We start from the raw sequence: 19332 nt of genomic DNA on the forward strand, positions 1-19332 counted from the left end.
GTTTCGCAAGTTCGAGATACCGCTGGGGCGAGCCCAGCAGTTGTACGTGGCGCTGCAGTTCGCCGTGTACGCAGGGTTGGGGAGTTACCTGATGGAGGTGGCCGAGCGCGTGCCGCCAGCGGCGCTGGTGCTTGGCTGGACACTGATGGCGTTTGGCTTGTTCGTGCTTGGGGTGGCGCTGGAGAACCGGCCTTGGGCCGCGCGCCTCGAGCTGCTGCGGCTGGCGTCCAACGGGCCGGCGCTTTATCTGGGTGGGGTGTTGGGCCTAGGGGCGGTCACGCCCTTGGCCTGGCTCCTGCTCGGGCTCTACAGCCTGTTCAGCCTGTGCGGCCTGGCTTTCTGCCGCCGCCTTGCGCTCGGCACGCAGGTTGCGGAAACGTCGGCGCAGCCAGAGCAGCCCGCCCAGCACCAGCAGGCCGCCGAGCACCCATAGCTCGTATTTCTTCACGTTGCCCAGCAGGCCTTCGAGGATGGCGCCGAAGTGATAGGCCGCTGCGCCCAGGGCCAGGGCCCAGATCGCCGCGCCAATACCGTTGAGCAGCAGGTAGCGCCGCGGGGGATAGCCGGACAGGCCGATGGCCACCGGCATCACGGTGCGCAGGCCATAGACGAAACGGAAGCTCAGCACCCAGATGTCGGGGTGGCGGCGGATATGTTCCAGCGCGCGGTCGCCCATGGCCTGCCAGCGCGGTTTGCGCGCGAGGATCTTGCGCCCGTGGCGACGGCCCATGAAATACCAGAGTTGGTCACCGGCATAGCTGCCGAAGAACGCCACCACCACGACCAGGCTGATGTCCATGTATCCACGGAACGCGAGAAATCCTGCAAGTACCAGGATGGTCTCGCCTTCGAAGAAGGTGCCTAGAAAGAGGGCGAAATAGCCGAAATCCTGCAGGAATTGTTGAAGCATTTTCTGAGGTGCTGGCGAAATGAACGCGCAGCCTACCCCTTCGCGCGCCTGGGGGAAAGTGTCCAAATGTGTCTCGACGTGAACAATTCCTACAAGGACAATGCCTGCGGCCACAAGTCGCAGGGTTGCCCTTCCCTGTAACCTAGGCGTCATAATGGGCGCTTATAACTGTCGCGCTAGCCCGCCTGCGCGGGCTCAGGAGTCTGCCGTGAGCTTTACCCCCGCCAACCGCCTGTTTCCTGCTACCCGCCTGCGTCGCAACCGCCGGGACGAATTCTCCCGTCGCCTGGTTCGCGAGAACACCCTGACCGTCGATGACCTGATCCTGCCGGTATTCGTGCTGGACGGTGAAAATCGTCGCGAGGAAGTGCCGTCGATGCCGGGCGTCGAGCGCCTGTCGATCGACCTGCTGCTCGAAGCCGCACAGGGTTGGGTCGAGCTGGGGATTCCCGCGCTGGCGCTGTTCCCGGTGACCCCGGTGGAGAAGAAATCCCTCGACGGTGCCGAAGCCTGGAACCCGGATGGCATCGCCCAGCGTGCCACCCGCGCCCTGCGTGCGCGCTTCCCGGAACTGGGGGTGATCACCGACGTCGCACTTGATCCCTTCACCACTCACGGCCAGGACGGCATCCTCGACGAAGAGGGCTACGTGCAGAACGACATCACCGTCGACGCCCTGGTGCGTCAGGCGCTGTCGCATGCCGAAGCCGGTGCCCAGGTGGTGGCGCCGTCCGACATGATGGACGGTCGTCTGCAGGCCATCCGCGAGGCCCTGGAGCTGGCCGGCCACGTGAACGTGCGCATCATGGCCTACTCCGCCAAGTACGCCAGCGCCTACTACGGCCCGTTCCGCGATGCGGTCGGCTCGGCGCTGAACCTGGGCAAGGCCAACAAGGCCTCCTACCAGATGGACCCGGCCAACAGTGACGAGGCCCTGCATGAAGTGGCCACCGACCTCGCCGAGGGCGCCGACATGGTCATGGTCAAGCCGGGCATGCCGTACCTGGACATCGTTCACCGCGTCAAAACCGAATTCCGCGTGCCGACCTTCGTGTATCAGGTCAGCGGCGAATACGCCATGCACATGGCGGCCATCCAGAACGGCTGGCTGAGCGAGGCCGTGATTCTCGAATCCCTCACCGCTTTCAAACGGGCCGGCGCCGATGGCATCCTCACCTATTTCGCCGTGCGTGCCGCTCAATTGTTGAGAGGGCAGTAACGCCCTCACAGGAACGTCAGATGAATAACGAAGTGCTCACTGCTGTCGAGATCAAGGAAGCCAAGGCCCTCCCGGAGGAACTGCTGCAGACCCCACCGGACCTGCCGGCGGCACCGGAGCCTGCGCCTGTCGTCGAGGCCGCCGCCCCGGCGCCGGCCCCGGCGATTCCGGTGCCGGGCCTGGACGACAGCAGCCTGTACATTCATCGTGAGCTCTCGCAGCTGCAGTTCAACATCCGCGTGCTGGAGCAGGCGCTGGATGAGTCCTACCCGCTGCTTGAGCGTCTGAAGTTCCTGCTGATCTTCTCCAGCAACCTCGATGAGTTCTTCGAGATCCGCGTCGCGGGGCTGAAGAAGCAGATCAATTTCGCCCGGGAACAGGCCGGTGCCGACGGCCTGCAGCCGCATCAGGCGCTGGCGCGGATCAGCGAGCTGGTGCACCTGGAGGTGGACCGCCAGTACGCGATCCTCAACGACGTGTTGCTGCCGGAGCTGGAGAAGCATGCGATTCGCTTCATCCGACGCCGCTACTGGACGCCCAAGCTCAAGACCTGGGTGCGTCGCTACTTCCGCGACGAGATCGCCCCGATCATCACCCCGATCGGCCTCGACCCGACCCACCCGTTCCCGCTGCTGGTGAACAAGAGCCTGAACTTCATCGTCGAGCTCGAGGGCGTCGATGCCTTCGGTCGCGACTCGGGCCTGGCGATCATCCCGGCGCCGCGTCTGCTGCCACGGGTGATCCGTGTGCCGGAAGAGGTTGGCGGCCCCGGCGACAACTATGTCTTCCTGTCGTCGATGATCCACGCCCATGCCGACGACCTGTTCCAGGGCATGAAGGTCAAGGGCTGCTACCAGTTCCGCCTGACCCGAAACGCCGACCTGGCGCTGGACTCCGAAGAGGTCGACGACCTTGCCCGTGCCCTGCGTGGCGAGCTGTTCTCGCGCCGCTACGGCGACGCCGTGCGCCTGGAGGTTGCCGACACCTGTCCGAAGCACCTCTCCGACTACCTGCTCAAGCAGTTCAGCCTGAGCGAGAGCGAGCTTTACCAGGTCAATGGCCCGGTCAACCTGACTCGTCTGTTCAGCATCACTAGCCTGGACAGCCACCCGGAGCTGCAGTACACGCCGTTCACCCCGGCGATCCCTAAGATCCTGCAGAACGCCGACAACATTTTCAGCGTCATCAGCAAGCAGGATGTGTTGCTGATGCACCCGTTCGAATCCTTCACTCCGGTGGTCGACCTGCTGCGCCAGGCCGCCAAGGACCCGCACGTGCTCGCCGTGCGCCAGACCCTGTACCGCTCCGGGGCCAACTCGGAGATCGTCGACGCGTTGGTCGATGCCGCGCGTAACGGCAAGGAGGTCACTGCGGTGATCGAGCTGCGCGCGCGTTTCGACGAAGAGTCCAACCTGCAGATGGCCAGCCGACTGCAGGCGGCCGGTGCGGTGGTGATCTATGGCGTGGTCGGCTTCAAGACCCACGCCAAGATGATGCTGATCCTGCGCCGCGAGCAGGGCGAGATCGTCCGCTACGCGCACCTGGGTACCGGCAACTACCACGCCGGCAACGCTCGCCTGTACACCGACTACAGCCTGCTGACCTCCGATGATGCGCTCACCGAGGACGTCGGCAAACTGTTCAGCCAGTTGATCGGCATGGGCAAGACCCTGCGCATGAAGAAGCTGCTGCATGCGCCCTTCACCCTCAAGAAGGGCATGCTCGACATGATCGCCCGCGAGACGCAATTCGCGCTCGACGGCAAGCCGGCGCACATCATCGCCAAGTTCAACTCGCTGACCGATGCCAAGGTCATCAAGGCCCTGTACAAGGCGAGCCAGTCGGGCGTGCGCATCGACCTGGTGGTGCGTGGCATGTGCTGCCTGCGTCCGGGCATCCCGGGGGTTTCGCACAATATCAATGTGCGCTCGATCATCGGCCGCTTCCTTGAGCACACGCGGGTGTTCTACTTCCTCAACGGCGGCGAGGAGCAGATCTACCTGTCCAGCGCCGACTGGATGGAGCGCAACCTCGACAAGCGCGTCGAGACCTGCTTCCCGGTGGAGGGCAAGAAGTTGCTGCTGCGGGTGAAGAAGGAGCTTGAGGGCTACCTGACCGACAACACCCAGGCCTGGACCCTGCAGCCTGACGGTCGTTATGTGCGCAGTACCCCGACCGGCAACCAGAACCCGCGCAGCGCCCAGGCGACCCTGCTGGAGCGCCTGAGCAACCCGGTGCTGAACGTACGCTAGACACGCTGTAGGCGCGGCACAAGGCCGCGCCTACATAGGGTCAGCGTCGGGGTTCAGCGCACGCTCAGCACGAACCCGACCCGCGCCAGCCACTCCGCCTCGTTGGCGAAGTCGGCCTGGGTAAGCGGATGCTGCTCGAGCCAGCCCTCAGGGAACACCACTTCCAGACTGTCGTCGGCAGCCTTGAGCTCGACCTTGGGCATTTGCTGGGTGCCGCGGATGTGGTGGAAGAGGATGGCGAAGCGCAGCAGCACGCACAGGCGGATCAGCTTGACGCCTTCGTCGCCGAACTCGGCGAACTTGTCCTTGGGAATGTTGCGGCGATGGCCGCGTACCAGCAGGGCCAGCATTTGCTGGTCCTCGCGGGAGAAGCCCGACAAGTCGGAGTGTTCGATCAGGTAGGCGCCGTGCTTGTGGTAGTGATAGTGGGCGATGTCCAGCCCGACTTCATGCACCTTCGCCGCCCAGCCCAGCAGATCGCGCCAGTTGCCGTTTTCCAGATCCCACGCCTTGGCCACCTGGTCGAAGGCGTGCAGCGCCTTGCGCTCCACGCGCGCGGCCTGGCCCTGGTCGACGTGATAGCGCTCCATCAGCGAATTCAGTGTGCGCTCACGCACGTCCTCGTGATGATGGCGGCCGAGCAGGTCGAACAATACGCCCTCACGCAGGGCGCCGTCACAGTGGTCCATGCGCTGCAGTTCGAGGGCGTCGAAGATCGCCTCGAGAATCGCCAACCCCGCAGGGAAAATGGTGCGCCGGTCCGGTTTGACGCCGTCGAAGTCGATCTTGTCGACTTCGCCCAGCTTGAACAGCTTGCGCTTGATCACGGCCAGGCCTTCGGCATTGACCTCGCCGTTGCCATGGCCGCTGGCCTTGATCGCGGCGCCGATGGCGCGGATGGTGCCCGACGAGCCGATGGCTTCGTCCCAGGTCAGGCGGTGCAGGGCGTTCTCGATGCTCATCAGCTCAAGGCGCGCGGCGGTGTAGGCCTGGGCGTAGCGTGCCGGCGTGATCTTGCCGTCGCGGAAATAGCGCTGGGTGAAGCTTACGCAGCCCATCTGCAGGCTTTCGCGCAGCAGTGGCTCGAAACGTTGACCGATGATGAACTCGGTACTGCCACCGCCGATGTCGGCGACCAGGCGTTTGCCGGGGGTGTCGGCGAGGGTGTGCGACACGCCCAGGTAGATGAGGCGCGCCTCTTCACGACCTGAAATGACCTCGACCGGATGGCCGAGAATGGCTTCGGCACGCAGGATGAAGTCATTGCGGTTGCGAGCTTCACGCAGGGCGTTGGTGCCGACGATGCGCACAGCGCCGGCCGGCATGCCATTGATCAGCTGGGCGAAACGCTTGAGGCATTCGAGGCCCCGCTGCATGGCTTCTTCGCTGAGCTGGCGATCTTCGCTGATGCCCGCAGCCAGCTGAACCTTCTCCCCCTGCCGTTCGAGAATGCGGATCTCGGTATGGTGGGCCTTGGCCACGACCATGTGGAAACTGTTGGAGCCAAGGTCGATGGCGGCGATCAGAGACAGGTTCTTCGCGGTGGTTTGCGGCATGATCTGGATGTTCTCGGTCGATAACCCGGCAATCCTGCCATGATCGCGGGCATACGCCAACGCGCGACATGGCGAGGATTGATGCAGGGCAATGTGCGGGTGGCCTGGATGACTGATCAACAAAGGCCTCGGACAAATCCTATGACGCTTGTATGACAGTTTCGATTCGTGGCGTCTTGCACAACTATAGTTACACTCAATCGGCCGTGGCTTCCTGTAGGGCGTGGGTGCGGCTATGATGGGCAACGTTTTTTATGCTTACGACCTGGAGAACTCCATGAGCAGCGATCTGATCAAACACGTCACCGACGCCACCTTCGAAGCCGAAGTGCTGCAGGCTCAAGGCCCGGTGCTGGTCGACTATTGGGCTGAATGGTGCGGTCCATGCAAGATGATCGCTCCGGTCCTGGACGACATCGCCTCCACCTACGAAGGCAAGCTGACCGTCGCCAAGCTGAACATCGACGACAACCAGGAAACCCCGGCCAAGCACGGCGTGCGCGGTATCCCGACGCTGATGCTGTTCAAGAACGGCAACGTCGAGGCGACCAAGGTTGGTGCGCTGTCCAAGTCCCAGCTGGCTGCGTTCCTCGACGCCCACCTGTGATGTGAAAGAGCCCCGCAAATGCGGGGCTTTTTTTGCCCCCGAGGCTCGATTTCCCCTGTCAAAACCACTAGACGCCGAAAAAAGCAAGTGTTACATTCGGCCTCGCACTGCTTCTCCAGTGCCCTTCGCACGCCGTCGCCGACGCACTCCCAATTCGAATCAGTACGCGATCCTGTCGCCAGTCTAGCGGCGCGGCCTCATTAAGCCAGAAGCTTAATTCTCCCCCCTTCTTACATGATTACGTCACTCCCCTTATGAACCTGACAGAACTCAAGCAAAAGCCGATTACCGATCTGCTGGAAATGGCCGAACAGATGGGCATCGAAAACATGGCCCGTTCGCGCAAGCAGGACGTGATTTTCGCCCTGTTGAAAAAACACGCGAAGAGCGGCGAAGAGATCTCGGGTGACGGCGTGCTGGAGATTCTCCAGGATGGATTCGGTTTCCTGCGTTCGGCAGATGCCTCGTATCTGGCCGGCCCTGACGATATCTACGTCTCGCCCAGCCAGATCCGCCGCTTCAACCTGCGCACCGGCGACACCATCGTCGGCAAGATCCGCCCGCCGAAGGAAGGGGAGCGTTACTTCGCCCTGCTGAAGGTCGACACCATCAACTTCGACCGTCCGGAAAACGCGAAGAACAAGATCCTGTTCGAGAACCTGACGCCGCTGTTCCCGAACCATCGCCTGAAGATGGAAGCCGGTAACGGTTCCACCGAAGACCTCACCGGTCGTGTCATCGACCTGTGCGCACCTATCGGCAAGGGCCAGCGCGGCCTGATCGTCGCTCCGCCGAAAGCGGGCAAGACCATCATGCTGCAGAACATCGCGGCCAACATCACTCGCAACAACCCCGAGTGCCACCTGATTGTCCTGCTGATCGACGAGCGCCCGGAAGAAGTGACCGAGATGCAGCGCACCGTGCGCGGCGAAGTGGTCGCCTCGACCTTCGACGAGCCACCGACCCGCCACGTGCAGGTTGCCGAAATGGTGATCGAAAAGGCCAAGCGCCTGGTCGAGCACAAGAAGGACGTGGTCATCCTGCTCGACTCCATCACCCGTCTGGCGCGTGCCTACAACACCGTGATCCCGAGCTCCGGCAAGGTCCTGACCGGTGGTGTCGACGCCCACGCCCTGGAAAAGCCCAAGCGTTTCTTCGGCGCTGCCCGTAACATCGAGGAAGGCGGCTCGCTGACCATCATCGCCACCGCGCTGGTCGAGACCGGCTCGAAGATGGACGAGGTCATCTACGAAGAGTTCAAGGGTACCGGCAACATGGAGCTGCCGCTGGACCGCCGCATCGCTGAAAAGCGCGTATTCCCGGCCATCAACATCAACAAGTCCGGTACCCGCCGCGAAGAGCTGCTGACTGCCGACGACGAGCTGCAGCGCATGTGGATCCTGCGCAAGCTGCTGCATCCGATGGATGAAGTGGCGGCCATCGAGTTCCTCATCGACAAGCTCAAGCAGACCAAGACCAACGATGAGTTCTTCCTGTCGATGAAGCGCAAGTAAGCGTTTCAAGCTGGAAATGATTGGGGCCGCTTCGCGTCCCTTCGCGGGCAAGCCCGCTCCCACAGATATCGCACAGATCCTGTAGGAGCGGGCTTGCCCGCGAAGGGCGCGAACGGCCCCAAGTCATTGATGCGCCCTACGAACGAGCGCATTGCACTCTGCCATTTGGCTATCAAAGCCCGATCGGCGCTACACTCTGCACCCCCGACCGATACAGCCAACACGAGGCTCACGCATGCAGTATCGCGATTTGCGCGACTTTATCCGTGGCCTGGAGCAGCGCGGCGAACTCAAGCGCATCCAGGTTCCGATCTCGCCCGTCCTGGAAATGACCGAAGTCTGCGACCGCACCCTGCGGGCCAAGGGCCCGGCGCTGCTGTTCGAGAAGCCCACCGGCTTCGACATCCCGGTGTTGGGCAACCTGTTCGGTACCCCCGAGCGTGTGGCCATGGGCATGGGCGCCGAGTCGGTTGGCGAGCTGCGTGAAATCGGCAAGCTGCTGGCCTTCCTCAAGGAGCCCGAGCCGCCGAAGGGCCTGAAGGATGCCTGGTCGAAGCTACCGATCTTCAAGAAAGTCGTGTCCATGGCGCCCAAGGTGGTCAAGGACGCGGTGTGCCAGGAGGTGGTGGTCGAGGGTGAGGATGTCGACCTGTCTCAGTTGCCGATCCAGCACTGCTGGCCGGGTGACGTGGCGCCACTGATCACCTGGGGCCTGACGGTGACTCGCGGGCCGAACAAGGACCGCCAGAACCTCGGCATCTACCGCCAGCAGGTCATCGGTCGCAACAAGGTCATCATGCGCTGGCTGAGCCATCGTGGCGGCGCGCTGGATTACCGCGAATGGTGCGAGAAGCACCCCGGCCAGCCGTTCCCGGTGGCCGTCGCACTCGGCGCGGATCCGGCCACCATCCTGGGCGCCGTGACGCCAGTGCCCGACACCCTCTCCGAGTACGCTTTCGCAGGGCTGCTGCGCGGCAACCGCACCGAGCTGGTCAAGTGCCGCGGCAGCGATCTGCAGGTGCCGGCCACCGCCGAAATCATCCTCGAAGGTGTGATCCATCCGGGTGAAATGGCCCCGGAAGGCCCTTACGGCGACCACACTGGCTACTACAACGAGGTGGACAGCTTCCCGGTGTTCACCATCGAACGCATCACCCATCGGCAGAAGCCGATCTACCACAGCACCTACACCGGCCGGCCGCCAGATGAGCCGGCGATCCTGGGCGTTGCGCTGAACGAAGTGTTCGTGCCGATCCTGCAGAAGCAGTTCCCCGAGATCGTCGACTTCTACCTGCCACCGGAAGGCTGTTCCTACCGCATGGCGGTAGTGACGATGAAAAAGCAATATCCGGGGCACGCCAAGCGCGTGATGCTGGGTGTGTGGTCGTTCCTGCGACAGTTCATGTACACCAAGTTCGTTATCGTCACCGACGACGACGTCAACGCCCGCGACTGGAACGACGTGATCTGGGCCATCACCACGCGCATGGATCCCAAGCGTGATACGGTGATGATCGACAACACGCCGATCGACTACCTCGACTTCGCGTCGCCGGTATCGGGCCTGGGGTCGAAGATGGGCCTGGACGCCACGCACAAGTGGCCGGGCGAGACTACACGCGAATGGGGCCGGGTCATCGTCAAGGACGAGGCCGTCACCCGCCGTATCGATGAGCTGTGGGACCAGTTGGGAATAGATTGATGCAGGTGACCTTGCAGCCGTCCGGCGCGGTGCTGTCCATCGAGCCGGGCGAGAGGATTCTGGATGCAGCGCGGCGCCTGGGCTACGAGTGCCCGAGCAGCTGTCGCAACGGCAATTGCCATGTGTGTGCGGCGTTGCTGGTGGAAGGGCGGGTGCGGCAGGACGGTGAGGTCCGCGATCACGGTGAACTGTTCACCTGCATCGCCGAACCGCTGGAAGATTGCGTGCTGCTGTGGGATGGCGTGCTGGCCTTGGGCGAGTTGCCCGTGCGCAAGCTGGCCTGCACCGTGAGCGAGTGCGTCGAGGTAGGCGGGGATGTCTGGCGGGTGCGTCTGCGCGCGCCCGCCGGCAAGCCGCCGCGCTACCACGCTGGGCAATACCTGATGATCGAGCGGGAGGGGGCCGACAAGGCTGCCTTCTCGCTGGCGTCTGCCCCGCATGCAGGTCGCGATCTCGAGCTGCATGTGCTGGCCCGTGAAAGCAGTGCGGTAAAGCTGATCGAGCAGTTGCAACGCAACGGCATGGCCCGCATCGAACTGCCATTCGGTGACGCACACCTGGCCGAGCTGCCGGACGGACCGCTGGTGCTGATCGCTGCCGGGACCGGCATGGGCCAGATGCACAGCCTGGTCGAGCATTGCCGCGCCAACGGCTTCGAGCATCCGGTGCACCTGTACTGGGGTGTACGTCGGCCCGAGGAGTTCTACACCCTCGAGCACTGGGCCGAATGGGAGCGTCTGCCCAACCTGTTCCTGCACAAGGTGGTCAGCGACCTGTGTGGCTGGGAGGGGCGTTGCGGCCTTTTGCACGAGGCAGTGTGCGAGGATATCGCCGACCTGAACAGTGTGCATGTCTATGCCAGCGGTTCACCGAACATGGTCTATGGCACGCTCGATGCGCTGGTCGAGGCGGGCATGGATGCGCACCGCATGCGCGCCGACGTGTTTGCCTACGCTCCACGCGGCTGAGTAATTAGGTCTTCATGAGAGCCTACGGCGCGCTGCAATGGCGCGCCGTGATTAATAACCAAAGTTATCGTCGTCGATTATAAGCAGTGAATTATTACCCGCCGGGTTAATAACTTTTACTATGCTTATAACAACACTTTCCAGTCGTCGGTATCGCGCGTGAAACTTTGCCAAAAGGGGTTGAGGTTTCGCCGTCATATGTCTTACGGTAGGCACATCGTCATCAACCTCTTGCGGTACAGGCCCCGCAGCATTGGGTGCGGGCTCGCAGGTGAATGCGTCGATCGCAATACAGCACTCCGGTAGTTACACAGGAAATAATGGCGGCAGCCTATGTCGGCACTTGAAAGTTCTTCGTGGCAGGTTTCTTATCCTCCGTCGCTCGACTTCGGTCAACAACTGACCCCTGAGCAATTGCAGCACTCCATGACAACGACCATGTCCCGTCATGACGGTGGGCCTGTGTGGTTGTTCGCCTACGGTTCGTTGATCTGGCGTCCGGAGTGCAACTCGGTAGAGCGTCAGCGTGCACGGGTGCACGGTTATCATCGTGGGCTTTACCTGTGGTCCCATGAGCACCGCGGTACACCAGAATGCCCAGGGCTGGTGTTCGGCCTGGATCGCGGTGGTTCGTGCAGCGGCTTTGCCTATCGCCTGGACGAGAGCTGCCTGGACGACTCGCTGATGGCCCTGTGGCAGCGGGAGATGCCTTATCCGGCCTATCGTCCGCATTGGCTGACCTGCCGACTCGATGACGGCAGCAAGGTGCAGGCCTTGGGTTTCGTGCTGGAGCGTCACTTGCCGTGCTATGCCGGCAACCTGCCGGACACCCTGTTCAGCCAGATTCTGGCCAGCGCCAAGGGGCGTTACGGCACCACGCGGGAGTACGTGGAGCAGACGCTGAATGCCCTGCGCAGCCACCAGATGCCTGTTCGGGAGCTGGAAGCGCGGTTTCAGCGCTGCCACAACCTGCGCGAGGTTTGACCGCGCCGGCTCTTCGCAGCAAGCCCGCTCCTACAGAGACGGTACAGTTTGCAGGAGCGGGCTTGCCCGCGAAGAAGTCATCACCGAATCACCTGGCCAACACCACCAGCTTGCCCACTGCCTGCCGCTGCCCCAGCCGTTCGATAGCCGCACCCGCCTCGCCCAGCGCGTAGGTCTGCGACACCAGCGGTTTCAACTTGCCCTCGGAGTGCCACGCAAACAGCTGGCGGAAGTTGGCAGCGTTGTCTTCGGGTTGGCGCTGGGCGAACGCGCCCCAGAACACCCCCAGCACCGCCGCGCCCTTGAGCAGCACCAGGTTGGCCGCCATCTGCGGGATGGTTCCGCTGGCGAATCCCACCACCAGCAGCCGGCCGTTCCAGGCCAGGCCTCGTACGGCCTGGTCGAACAACTCGCCGCCGACCGGGTCGTAGATCACATCCACACCCTGGCCGTTGGTCAGGCGCTTGATCTCTTCCTTGAGGCTGGCCTGGCTGTAGTCGATCAACTCATCCGCCCCGGCTGCCTTGGCCACGGCGAGCTTCTCGGTGCTGCTGGCCGCCGCGATGACCCGTGCACCCAGTGCCTTGCCGATCTCCACCGCTGCCAGACCCACGCCCCCTGACGCGCCGAGCACCAGCAGGGTTTCTCCTGCCTTGAGTTGGCCACGCTGGGTAAGTGCGTGCATCGAGGTGCCGTAGGTCATGCCGAAGGCGGCCGCCGTGGTGAAATCCATGCCTGCCGGGATGGGTAGCACATTGTAATAAGGCACCGCGACCTGCTCGGCGAAGGCGCCCCAGCCGGTGAGGGCCATGACCCGGTCGCCGACCTTGAAAGCCCCGGCCTTCTCGCCGACTGCCGCCACCACGCCAGCTGCTTCGCCGCCGGGCGAGAAGGGCAGAGGTGGTTGGAACTGGTACTTGCCTTCGATGATCAGGGTGTCGGGGAAGTTGACCCCGGCGGCATGCACCTCGAGGAGGATCTCGTTCTTTTTCGGCACGGGGCCTGCGACCTCTTCCAGCACCAGGTCCCGTGCCGGGCCCAGGGTTTTGCACAACACAGCTTTCATCGGGCTATTCCTTTGCGGGTGATGGCCGATAAGTGTAGGAGGACGAAGGGGTGGGTCAACGAGCATGGCCTGCTCTGATGAGTCGGCATAAGCCTGGGCTTGGGTTTGAGCGATGCGCTGGGTAAGCTGGCGTCAATTGTATTGAGGAGCGATTTCGTGAAAGCGTGGATCTTGATGGTGCTGGCCCTGATGCTGCCCGTGGCGGCCATGGCCGAAGAGAGCAAGGAAGGCCAGCCGAAGGTTGCCTACATCAACCTGAGCCCGCCTCTGGTCGGCAACTACGCCCTGGATGGCGGCCCCAAGCTGCGCGTCTACAAGGCCGACGTGGCCCTGCGCGTGACTGGCGATGCCGCTGCCGCGGCGGTCAAGCACCATGAGCCGCTGATTCGCAACCAACTGGTGGCGCTGTTCACCCAGCAAGGTGTGGATAACATGAGCAATGTCGAGGCCAAGGAGGCGTTGCGTCAGGAAGCCTTGAAGCAGGTCCAGCAGGTGATGGAAACCGAAGAAGGCAAGCCAATCGTCGAGGACCTGCTGTTCAACAACCTGATCGTGCAGTGAGTTCCCTGGTGGGCGCCCACACATCGGCTGCCTGGATCACCTCGCCAGTGCGCAGATTGCCTGCCATTGCTCCGGGGTCACCGGCATTACCGACAAGCGGCTGCCCTTCTGTACCAGTGCAAGCGCTTCCAGCGCCGTCTGCTGCTTGAGCAAGCCGAGGCCAAGCACCTGGCCGAACGTGCGCACATGCTCGACATCCACTGCGCTCCAGGGGTTCTTGTCGGCACTGGCCTTGGCGTCGAAGTAGTGGCTTTGCGGGTCCAGCGCCGTCGGGTCGGGGTAGGCGCCGGCCTTGATCCGGGCGATCCCGGCGATGCCCGGTTGCGGGCAACTGGAGTGGTAGAAGAAGAATTCGTCGCCTACGCTCATGTTCCGCAGGAAATTGCGTGCCTGGTAGTTGCGCACCCCGTCCCAGCGCGCCTGGCCGAGACGGGCCAAGCCTTCGATGGAAAGTTCGTCGGGCTCGGATTTCATCAGCCAGTAGGCCATGGGTGCTGCTCCTGACAAGGTTTGAAATAAGATGTTGCATCAAACCGACAGCCGGTTGGCGTCAACATTTGCGTGCCGCGTCACGTTGTCGGAAAATGCGCCGATTTTAAAGCTATACGCTCCGGTAGCACCAAGAAGGCTGCCGAGCCTGAACAGTTTGCCTAGGGGGGCAACGATGAACAAACGCAAACCGGACCTGCTGTGGATCCTGGCCTTCATTTTCGGTCTGGGTGTCGTCACCACGGGTTATGCGCAGGGTCTGTGGGAGCGAAAGCTGGACGCCGCCTATCAGGCGCCGGCCGTATCCGCCCAACAGCAACGCTGAAGTTCTGCGGCGCGCGGCCTGACGTTCAGGCCGGCGCCAGGTACCAGTCACGGTCCGAGACCGTTCCGCGCAAGGGTACGTCCCAACTGGCCTGCGCCAGTCGTTCCACCTTCTGGCATTCATGTGCCAGCCCCAGCAGCAGCGGTTTCTTCCACGCCTTGCGCCGCCCCTGATAGGCCAGGCTGCGATCATAGAAGCCGCCGCCCATCCCCAGCCGTCCGCCCACTTCATCGAAACCCACCAGTGGCAGCAGGATCAGGTCGAGCGACCAGACCGGCCGCTGACGCTTGCGCTCGATGACCGGTTCAGGAATACGGAAGCGATTGCGTCGCAGTTTTTCGCCCTGTTCGAAGCGTTGGAACACCATGCGCGTGCGCGGCCAGGCATGCAGCACTGGCAGGTAGGTGCGCTTGCCGCGCCGCTGGGCTTCGCGCAGTAGCAGGCGTGGGTCGATCTCGCCGTCGTTGGGCAGATACAGGGCGATATGTCGCGCGCGGCGAAACAGCGGGTGCTGGGCGAGTTGCCGGTACAGTCCGACGGCGGCCTGGCGTTGCTGGGCGGGCGTCAGCGCGCGTCGTGCGTTGCGCAGCACGCGGCGAAGTTGTGGACGGGTGAGCGGCACGGTGTCGGTCATGGCACAGGCGATCCCGGATGCTGGCCGCCGATGGCGGCGGCACAAACGAAATGCCCGCCGGTAAAGGCGGGCATTGAGAATTCAGGCTCCCCGACAAGACCGCTATCGGTGTAGCCCTTGAACCCGAAAGTTCAAGGTGGAGATTGCAGGAGGCGTTAAGGCTTTCCGTCGAGCGGACATGCACACCTGCCCCACGTGCAACCCCCGTGGTTGTGCGTATCGGCTCAGGGACATAACCGACTGGCGCATCCCCCAGGGAGTGGCGCCAGTATACCAATCTCAATCGTTTTTGCTAACCGCGTCGTCGGACAGTGCCTGGTCGACACGCTCGAGCAGGTCGCGCACTTGCTCGCGGGTGGTGCCGCCGCTGGCGACGTCAGGGCGCTCCTGGCGGTGCAGCAGTTCATGGGTGATGTTCAGCGCTGCCATTACCGCGATGCGGTCGGCACCGATCACCTTGCCGCTGCTGCGGATCTCGCGCATCTTGCCGTCCAGGTAGCGCGCGGCACCGACCAGGTTATTGCGTTCTTCCGGCGGGCAGATGATCGAGTATTCCTTGTCGAGAATCTGGACGGTGACGCTATTGCTTGAACTCATGAGTCTTGCTCCAGGGCCTTCAGACGCAAGATCATCGACTCGATCTTGTGCCGGGCGATCTCGTTCTTTTCGATGAGGTGGGCGCGCTCTTCGCGCCAGGATTTTTCCTGAGCTACTAGGAGTGCATTTTGCCGTTTTAGTTGCTCGACGCGCTCGATCAGCAACTCGAAACGGCTCATCAGCGCTTGCAGGTCATTGTCTTGCATGGGTTGCACTCGATCCGCTCCTTCGTCGATCGCCTGGCGATCATGCCTCTGCCCGAGCCGCGACGGCCAGCGCAGATGGTCTTGGCGCGCCTGCCGGTGCTAGGATACAAGGTCTTCATTCTAGTCATATGCGCCGTCTGGCGCCTAGCCGCCCATGCCCAATACCCAATCGCCTTACACCGCCTTCGCCATGCTGCTCTCCAGCAATGGCCATCCCGCCACCCCTGCCGAGCTGCACGGCCTGCTGATCGGCCGCAGCTGCGCCGGTGCCGGCTTCGATGCCGACGGCTGGCTGGCCGACGCCGCCCAACTGCTTGAAACCGAGCCCGGTGACAACGTCCGCAACGCCCTGATCGGCCTGCAGGAGATGGTCAAGGCCGAGCTGACCGGCGAAGACGTCGCCATCGTGCTGCTGCTGCCGACCGATGATGCCGCCCTGAGCGATCGCGCCACCGCCCTGGGCCAATGGTGCCAGGGCTTCATTACCGGTTTTGGCCTGAACGCCGGCGGCAAGGACCTGTCCACCGATGCCAAGGAAGTGCTCCAGGACCTGGTCGCCATCTCGCAAGTGCAAGAAGCGCTGGAAGAGTCCGAGGACGGCGAGAGCGACTACATGGAAGTCATGGAGTACCTGCGCGTCGCCCCGCTGCTGCTGTACACGGAGCTGGCCGCGCCTGTTGCGCCGGCACCAAAACCATCGCTGCATTGATCGACCCGGGGGTCGTTTGCCCATGAGCCACATACCCAAGGCGGAGTACGCCCGTCGGCGCAAGGCGCTGATGGCGCAGATGGTCCCCGACAGCATCGCCATCCTGCCGGCGGCGGCGGTCGCAATCCGTAATCGCGATGTCGAGCACGTCTATCGCCAGGACAGCGATTTCCAGTACCTGAGCGGTTTCCCGGAACCCGAGTCGGTGATCGCCCTGATCCCCGGTCGCGAGCACGGCGAGTACGTGCTGTTCTGCCGCGAGCGCAATCCCGAGCGCGAGCTCTGGGACGGCCTGCGTGCCGGCCAGGAGGGCGCGATACGCGACTTCGGCGCCGACGATGCCTTCCCGATCACCGATATCGACGAGATCCTCCCTGGCCTGATCGAAGGTCGCGAGCGGGTCTACAGCGCCATGGGCAGCAACCCCGAGTTCGACCGCCGGCTGATGGACTGGATCAATGTGATCCGTTCCAAGGCACGCCTTGGCGCGCAGCCGCCGAACGAGTTCGTTGCCCTGGATCATCTGCTGCACGACATGCGCCTGTATAAATCGGCAGCGGAAGTGAAGGTGATGCGTGAGGCTGCGGCGATTTCCGCGCGCGCCCATGTACGAGCCATGCAGGCCTGCCGCGCCGGTCTGCACGAATACAGCCTGGAGGCCGAGCTGGACTACGAGTTCCGCAAGGGTGGCGCGAAGATGCCGGCCTACGGCTCGATCGTCGCCGCCGGGCGCAATGCCTGCATCCTGCACTATCAGCAGAACGATGCGCCCCTCAAGGACGGTGACCTCGTGCTGATCGACGCCGGTTGCGAGATCGACTGCTACGCCAGTGACATCACCCGTACCTTCCCGGTCAGCGGGCGGTTCTCGCCCGAGCAGAAGGCGATCTATGAACTGGTGCTCAAGGCCCAGGAAGCCGCCTTTGCCGAGATTGCGCCAGGCAAACACTGGAATCACGCCCATGAAGCGACGGTGCGGGTGATCACCCAGGGCCTGGTCGAACTGGGGCTGCTCAAGGGTGAGGTGCAGGCGCTGATCGACAGCGAAGCCTACCGCGCGTTCTACATGCACCGCGCCGGACACTGGCTCGGCATGGATGTGCACGATGTGGGTGAATACAAGGTCGGCGGTCAGTGGCGGGTGCTCGAACCGGGCATGGCGCTGACTGTCGAGCCAGGTATCTACATCGCAGCCGACAACCAGAGCGTGGCGAAGAAGTGGCGCGGCATCGGGGTGCGGATCGAGGACGACGTAGTGGTCACCAGAAAGGGCTGTGAAATTCTCACTTCGGGTGTGCCGAAGACAGTCGACGAAATCGAGGCACTGATGCTCGACGCGCGCAAGGACGTGGCATGAGCCGGGTCAACCTGGCGATCATCGGCGGCGGCCTGGTCGGTGCCAGCCTGGCGCTGGCGCTGCAGGCCGGGGCCAAGGCGCGCGGCTGGAAGATCCTGCTGATCGAGCCGTTCGCCCCCGGCGACAGCTTCCAGCCCAGCTACGATGCACGCTCCTCGGCGCTGTCCTTCGGCACTCGGCAGATCTACGACCAGCTTGGCCTGTGGCAGGGCATCGAGCGCCGTGCCGAACCGATCCGGCAGATCCAGGTGTCCGACCGCGGCCGCTTTGGCGCCACCCGCCTGGATGCCCAGGAAGAAGGTGTGCCTGCGCTGGGTTATGTGGTGGAAAACGCCTGGCTTGGCCAGTGCCTGTGGCAGGGGCTGGACAGCGAGGTGGTGAGCTGGCGCTGCCCGGCCGAAGTCAGGGCCATGCAGCCTGTCGAGGGCGGTTATCGCCTGCAACTCGACGATGACACCAGCCTTGAATGCGACCTGGCGATTCTCGCCGACGGCGGCCGCTCCGGCCTGCGCGAGCAGTTGGGCATTCATGTGCGCCGCACGCCCTATGACCAGAGCGCGCTGATCGCCAACATCTCTCCAGGCGAGGCCCATCGTGGCCAGGCCTTCGAACGATTCACCGAGCAAGGCCCGATGGCCTTGCTGCCACTGCCGGAAAACCGCTGCGCGCTGGTCTGGACGCGGCAGGGCATGGACGCACGGCGTCTGGCCGATATCGACGAGCGCGCCTTCCTGCGCGAACTGCAGGACGCGTTCGGCTACCGCCTCGGCGCTCTGCGCCAGGTCGGCGCACGGCATCTCTACCCGCTGGCGCTGGTCGAAGCCGAGGAGCAGGTACGCCCGCACCTGGTGGTGCTGGGCAACGCGGCGCACAGCCTGCACCCGATCGCAGGTCAGGGGTTCAACCTGTCGCTGCGCGACGTGCAGGCACTGGCCGAGGCCCTGCTCGCAGGCCCGCAGCAGCCGGGCGACCTGGCAACACTGCAGGGGTATCGCCAGCGCCAACGTCTGGACCAGAGCCTGACCATCGGCTTTTCCGACCAGGTCACCCGCCTGTTCGGCAGCGCCCAACCGCTGCTCGCCGCCGGGCGCAACCTCGGCCTGCTGGGCCTGGACCTGCTGCCACCGGCCAAGAGCTGGTTCGCCCGCCAGGCCATGGGCCTGGGAACCCGCCCCGACCCGCGGGGCCGCGCATGAAGGACGCCCGCAAGCTCGCCCGTCGGGCCCGCATGTTGCGCTGGTTGCTGAATTTCTACCCGCCCTACCTGGGGGCGGGTATCCGCGTGCAGCACATCAGCCCCGACATGCGCAGCGTCAAGGTGCGCATGAACCTGACCCGCTGGAACCGCAACTATGTCGGCACCCAGTTCGGTGGCAGCCTCTACTCGATGGTCGACCCGTTCTACATGCTGTTGCTGATCGAGCAACTGGGCCGCGAGTACATCGTCTGGGACAAGGCCGCCAGCATCGACTTCATCGCACCGGGCAAGGGCCCGGTGTTCGCCGAATTCCACATCGATGACGCACTGCTGGACGACATCCGCCAGCAGACGGCCGGTGGCAAGAAGTGCCTGCCGCGTCTGCAGGTCGATATCCGCGATGGCGCCGGCGAGCTGGTGGCGCGGGTCGACAAAACCCTATACGTGCGGCTCAAGCCGCAAGCGAGGCAGGCGTAAG

The 19332-nt window shown here is 63.6% G+C and carries 20 protein-coding genes and 1 other RNA gene; 13 read left to right on the top strand and 8 right to left on the bottom strand.

Annotated elements, in window-relative coordinates; translation table 11 throughout:
* Window positions 1-265: 265 nt before the first annotated feature.
* The gene (locus tag AB688_RS26020) at window positions 266-910 is read right to left on the bottom strand and encodes a DedA family protein (protein ID WP_172964798.1); all 645 of its coding nucleotides are present in this window, start codon (window positions 908-910) and stop codon (window positions 266-268) included.
* Window positions 911-1118: 208 nt separating this feature from the next.
* On the opposite strand from AB688_RS26020, the gene hemB reads away from it, so the two are divergent.
* Together hemB and ppk1 are read left to right on the top strand one after the other, a co-directional pair.
* Window positions 1119-2129 (top strand): porphobilinogen synthase, encoded by a 1011-nt coding sequence (gene hemB / locus AB688_RS02815; RefSeq protein WP_063542047.1) that lies wholly within the window; start codon window positions 1119-1121, stop codon window positions 2127-2129.
* A gap of 20 nt (window positions 2130-2149) precedes the next feature.
* Entirely contained in the window at window positions 2150-4381 is a 2232-nt protein-coding gene (ppk1, locus tag AB688_RS02820) for a polyphosphate kinase 1 (protein ID WP_063542048.1), read from the top strand.
* A 53-nt stretch (window positions 4382-4434) separates the two neighbouring features.
* On the opposite strand, the gene ppx is transcribed toward ppk1, so the two are convergent.
* A complete protein-coding gene (gene ppx / locus AB688_RS02825) occupies window positions 4435-5937 on the bottom strand; it encodes an exopolyphosphatase (protein WP_063542049.1) in 1503 nt (500 codons plus the stop codon).
* Between the two features lie 277 nt (window positions 5938-6214).
* Here ppx and trxA point away from each other — a divergent pair, with 277 nt between their 5' ends.
* The 5 genes from trxA (at window position 6215) to AB688_RS02850 (ending at window position 11712) form a co-directional block, all read left to right on the top strand.
* Window positions 6215-6544, top strand: a complete 330-nt coding sequence (trxA, locus tag AB688_RS02830) for a thioredoxin TrxA (RefSeq protein WP_009684153.1) — start codon at window positions 6215-6217, stop codon at window positions 6542-6544.
* A 254-nt stretch (window positions 6545-6798) separates the two neighbouring features.
* Entirely contained in the window at window positions 6799-8058 is a 1260-nt protein-coding gene (gene rho / locus AB688_RS02835; RefSeq protein ID WP_039581904.1) for a transcription termination factor Rho, read from the top strand.
* Between the two features lie 235 nt (window positions 8059-8293).
* Complete coding sequence (ubiD, locus tag AB688_RS02840) at window positions 8294-9760, top strand: 4-hydroxy-3-polyprenylbenzoate decarboxylase (RefSeq protein WP_054894092.1); 1467 nt, start codon at window positions 8294-8296, stop codon at window positions 9758-9760.
* On the top strand, window positions 9760-10728 hold the full coding sequence (locus tag AB688_RS02845) for a CDP-6-deoxy-delta-3,4-glucoseen reductase (RefSeq protein WP_063542050.1): 969 nt from the start codon (window positions 9760-9762) through the stop codon (window positions 10726-10728). Before ubiD ends, AB688_RS02845 begins: the two co-directional genes overlap by 1 nt.
* A 333-nt stretch (window positions 10729-11061) precedes the next feature.
* Window positions 11062-11712, top strand: a complete 651-nt coding sequence (locus AB688_RS02850) for a gamma-glutamylcyclotransferase (protein ID WP_063542051.1) — start codon at window positions 11062-11064, stop codon at window positions 11710-11712.
* Window positions 11713-11800: 88 nt separating this feature from the next.
* Here AB688_RS02850 and AB688_RS02855 read toward each other — a convergent pair whose 3' ends face one another.
* Window positions 11801-12778, bottom strand: a complete 978-nt coding sequence (locus AB688_RS02855; RefSeq protein ID WP_063542052.1) for an NADPH:quinone oxidoreductase family protein — start codon at window positions 12776-12778, stop codon at window positions 11801-11803.
* A 156-nt stretch (window positions 12779-12934) separates the two neighbouring features.
* On the opposite strand from AB688_RS02855, the gene AB688_RS02860 reads away from it, so the two are divergent.
* Window positions 12935-13339, top strand: a complete 405-nt coding sequence (locus AB688_RS02860) for a flagellar basal body-associated protein FliL (protein WP_063542054.1) — start codon at window positions 12935-12937, stop codon at window positions 13337-13339.
* A gap of 36 nt (window positions 13340-13375) precedes the next feature.
* Here the strand turns inward: AB688_RS02860 and AB688_RS02865 are convergent, their stop codons facing one another.
* The gene (locus AB688_RS02865; protein ID WP_063542055.1) at window positions 13376-13828 is read right to left on the bottom strand and encodes an EVE domain-containing protein; all 453 of its coding nucleotides are present in this window, start codon (window positions 13826-13828) and stop codon (window positions 13376-13378) included.
* Window positions 13829-14003: 175 nt separating this feature from the next.
* On the opposite strand from AB688_RS02865, the gene AB688_RS26965 reads away from it, so the two are divergent.
* Complete coding sequence (locus tag AB688_RS26965) at window positions 14004-14153, top strand: hypothetical protein (protein ID WP_172964797.1); 150 nt, start codon at window positions 14004-14006, stop codon at window positions 14151-14153.
* A gap of 25 nt (window positions 14154-14178) precedes the next feature.
* Here AB688_RS26965 and AB688_RS02870 read toward each other — a convergent pair whose 3' ends face one another.
* The 4 genes from AB688_RS02870 to AB688_RS02885 form a co-directional block, all read right to left on the bottom strand.
* Window positions 14179-14787, bottom strand: a complete 609-nt coding sequence (locus tag AB688_RS02870; protein ID WP_063542056.1) for a 5-formyltetrahydrofolate cyclo-ligase — start codon at window positions 14785-14787, stop codon at window positions 14179-14181.
* A gap of 83 nt (window positions 14788-14870) precedes the next feature.
* A non-coding RNA gene (ssrS, locus tag AB688_RS02875) (6S RNA) lies at window positions 14871-15049 on the bottom strand.
* Window positions 15050-15066: 17 nt separating this feature from the next.
* A complete protein-coding gene (locus AB688_RS02880) occupies window positions 15067-15384 on the bottom strand; it encodes a cell division protein ZapA (RefSeq protein WP_054894085.1) in 318 nt (105 codons plus the stop codon).
* Entirely contained in the window at window positions 15381-15590 is a 210-nt protein-coding gene (locus tag AB688_RS02885) for a TIGR02449 family protein (protein ID WP_054894084.1), read from the bottom strand. The genes AB688_RS02880 and AB688_RS02885 overlap by 4 nt, the downstream gene beginning before the upstream one ends.
* A gap of 154 nt (window positions 15591-15744) precedes the next feature.
* Here AB688_RS02885 and AB688_RS02890 point away from each other — a divergent pair, with 154 nt between their 5' ends.
* The 4 genes from AB688_RS02890 to AB688_RS02905 are packed head-to-tail and all read left to right on the top strand — an operon-like array spanning window position 15745 to window position 19331.
* The gene (locus tag AB688_RS02890) at window positions 15745-16299 is read left to right on the top strand and encodes a YecA family protein (RefSeq protein ID WP_054894083.1); all 555 of its coding nucleotides are present in this window, start codon (window positions 15745-15747) and stop codon (window positions 16297-16299) included.
* Window positions 16300-16321: 22 nt separating this feature from the next.
* Entirely contained in the window at window positions 16322-17656 is a 1335-nt protein-coding gene (pepP, locus tag AB688_RS02895; protein ID WP_063542057.1) for a Xaa-Pro aminopeptidase, read from the top strand.
* Window positions 17653-18852, top strand: coding sequence for a 2-octaprenyl-6-methoxyphenyl hydroxylase (gene ubiH / locus AB688_RS02900; protein ID WP_063542059.1), 1200 nt, complete (start codon window positions 17653-17655; stop codon window positions 18850-18852). Before pepP ends, ubiH begins: the two co-directional genes overlap by 4 nt.
* Entirely contained in the window at window positions 18849-19331 is a 483-nt protein-coding gene (locus AB688_RS02905) for a DUF4442 domain-containing protein (RefSeq protein ID WP_054894080.1), read from the top strand. Before ubiH ends, AB688_RS02905 begins: the two co-directional genes overlap by 4 nt.
* Window position 19332 lies beyond the last annotated feature (1 nt).

Origin of the sequence: Pseudomonas putida (assembly GCF_001636055.1) — a bacterium.
Lineage (GTDB): Bacteria > Pseudomonadota > Gammaproteobacteria > Pseudomonadales > Pseudomonadaceae > Aquipseudomonas > Aquipseudomonas machongensis.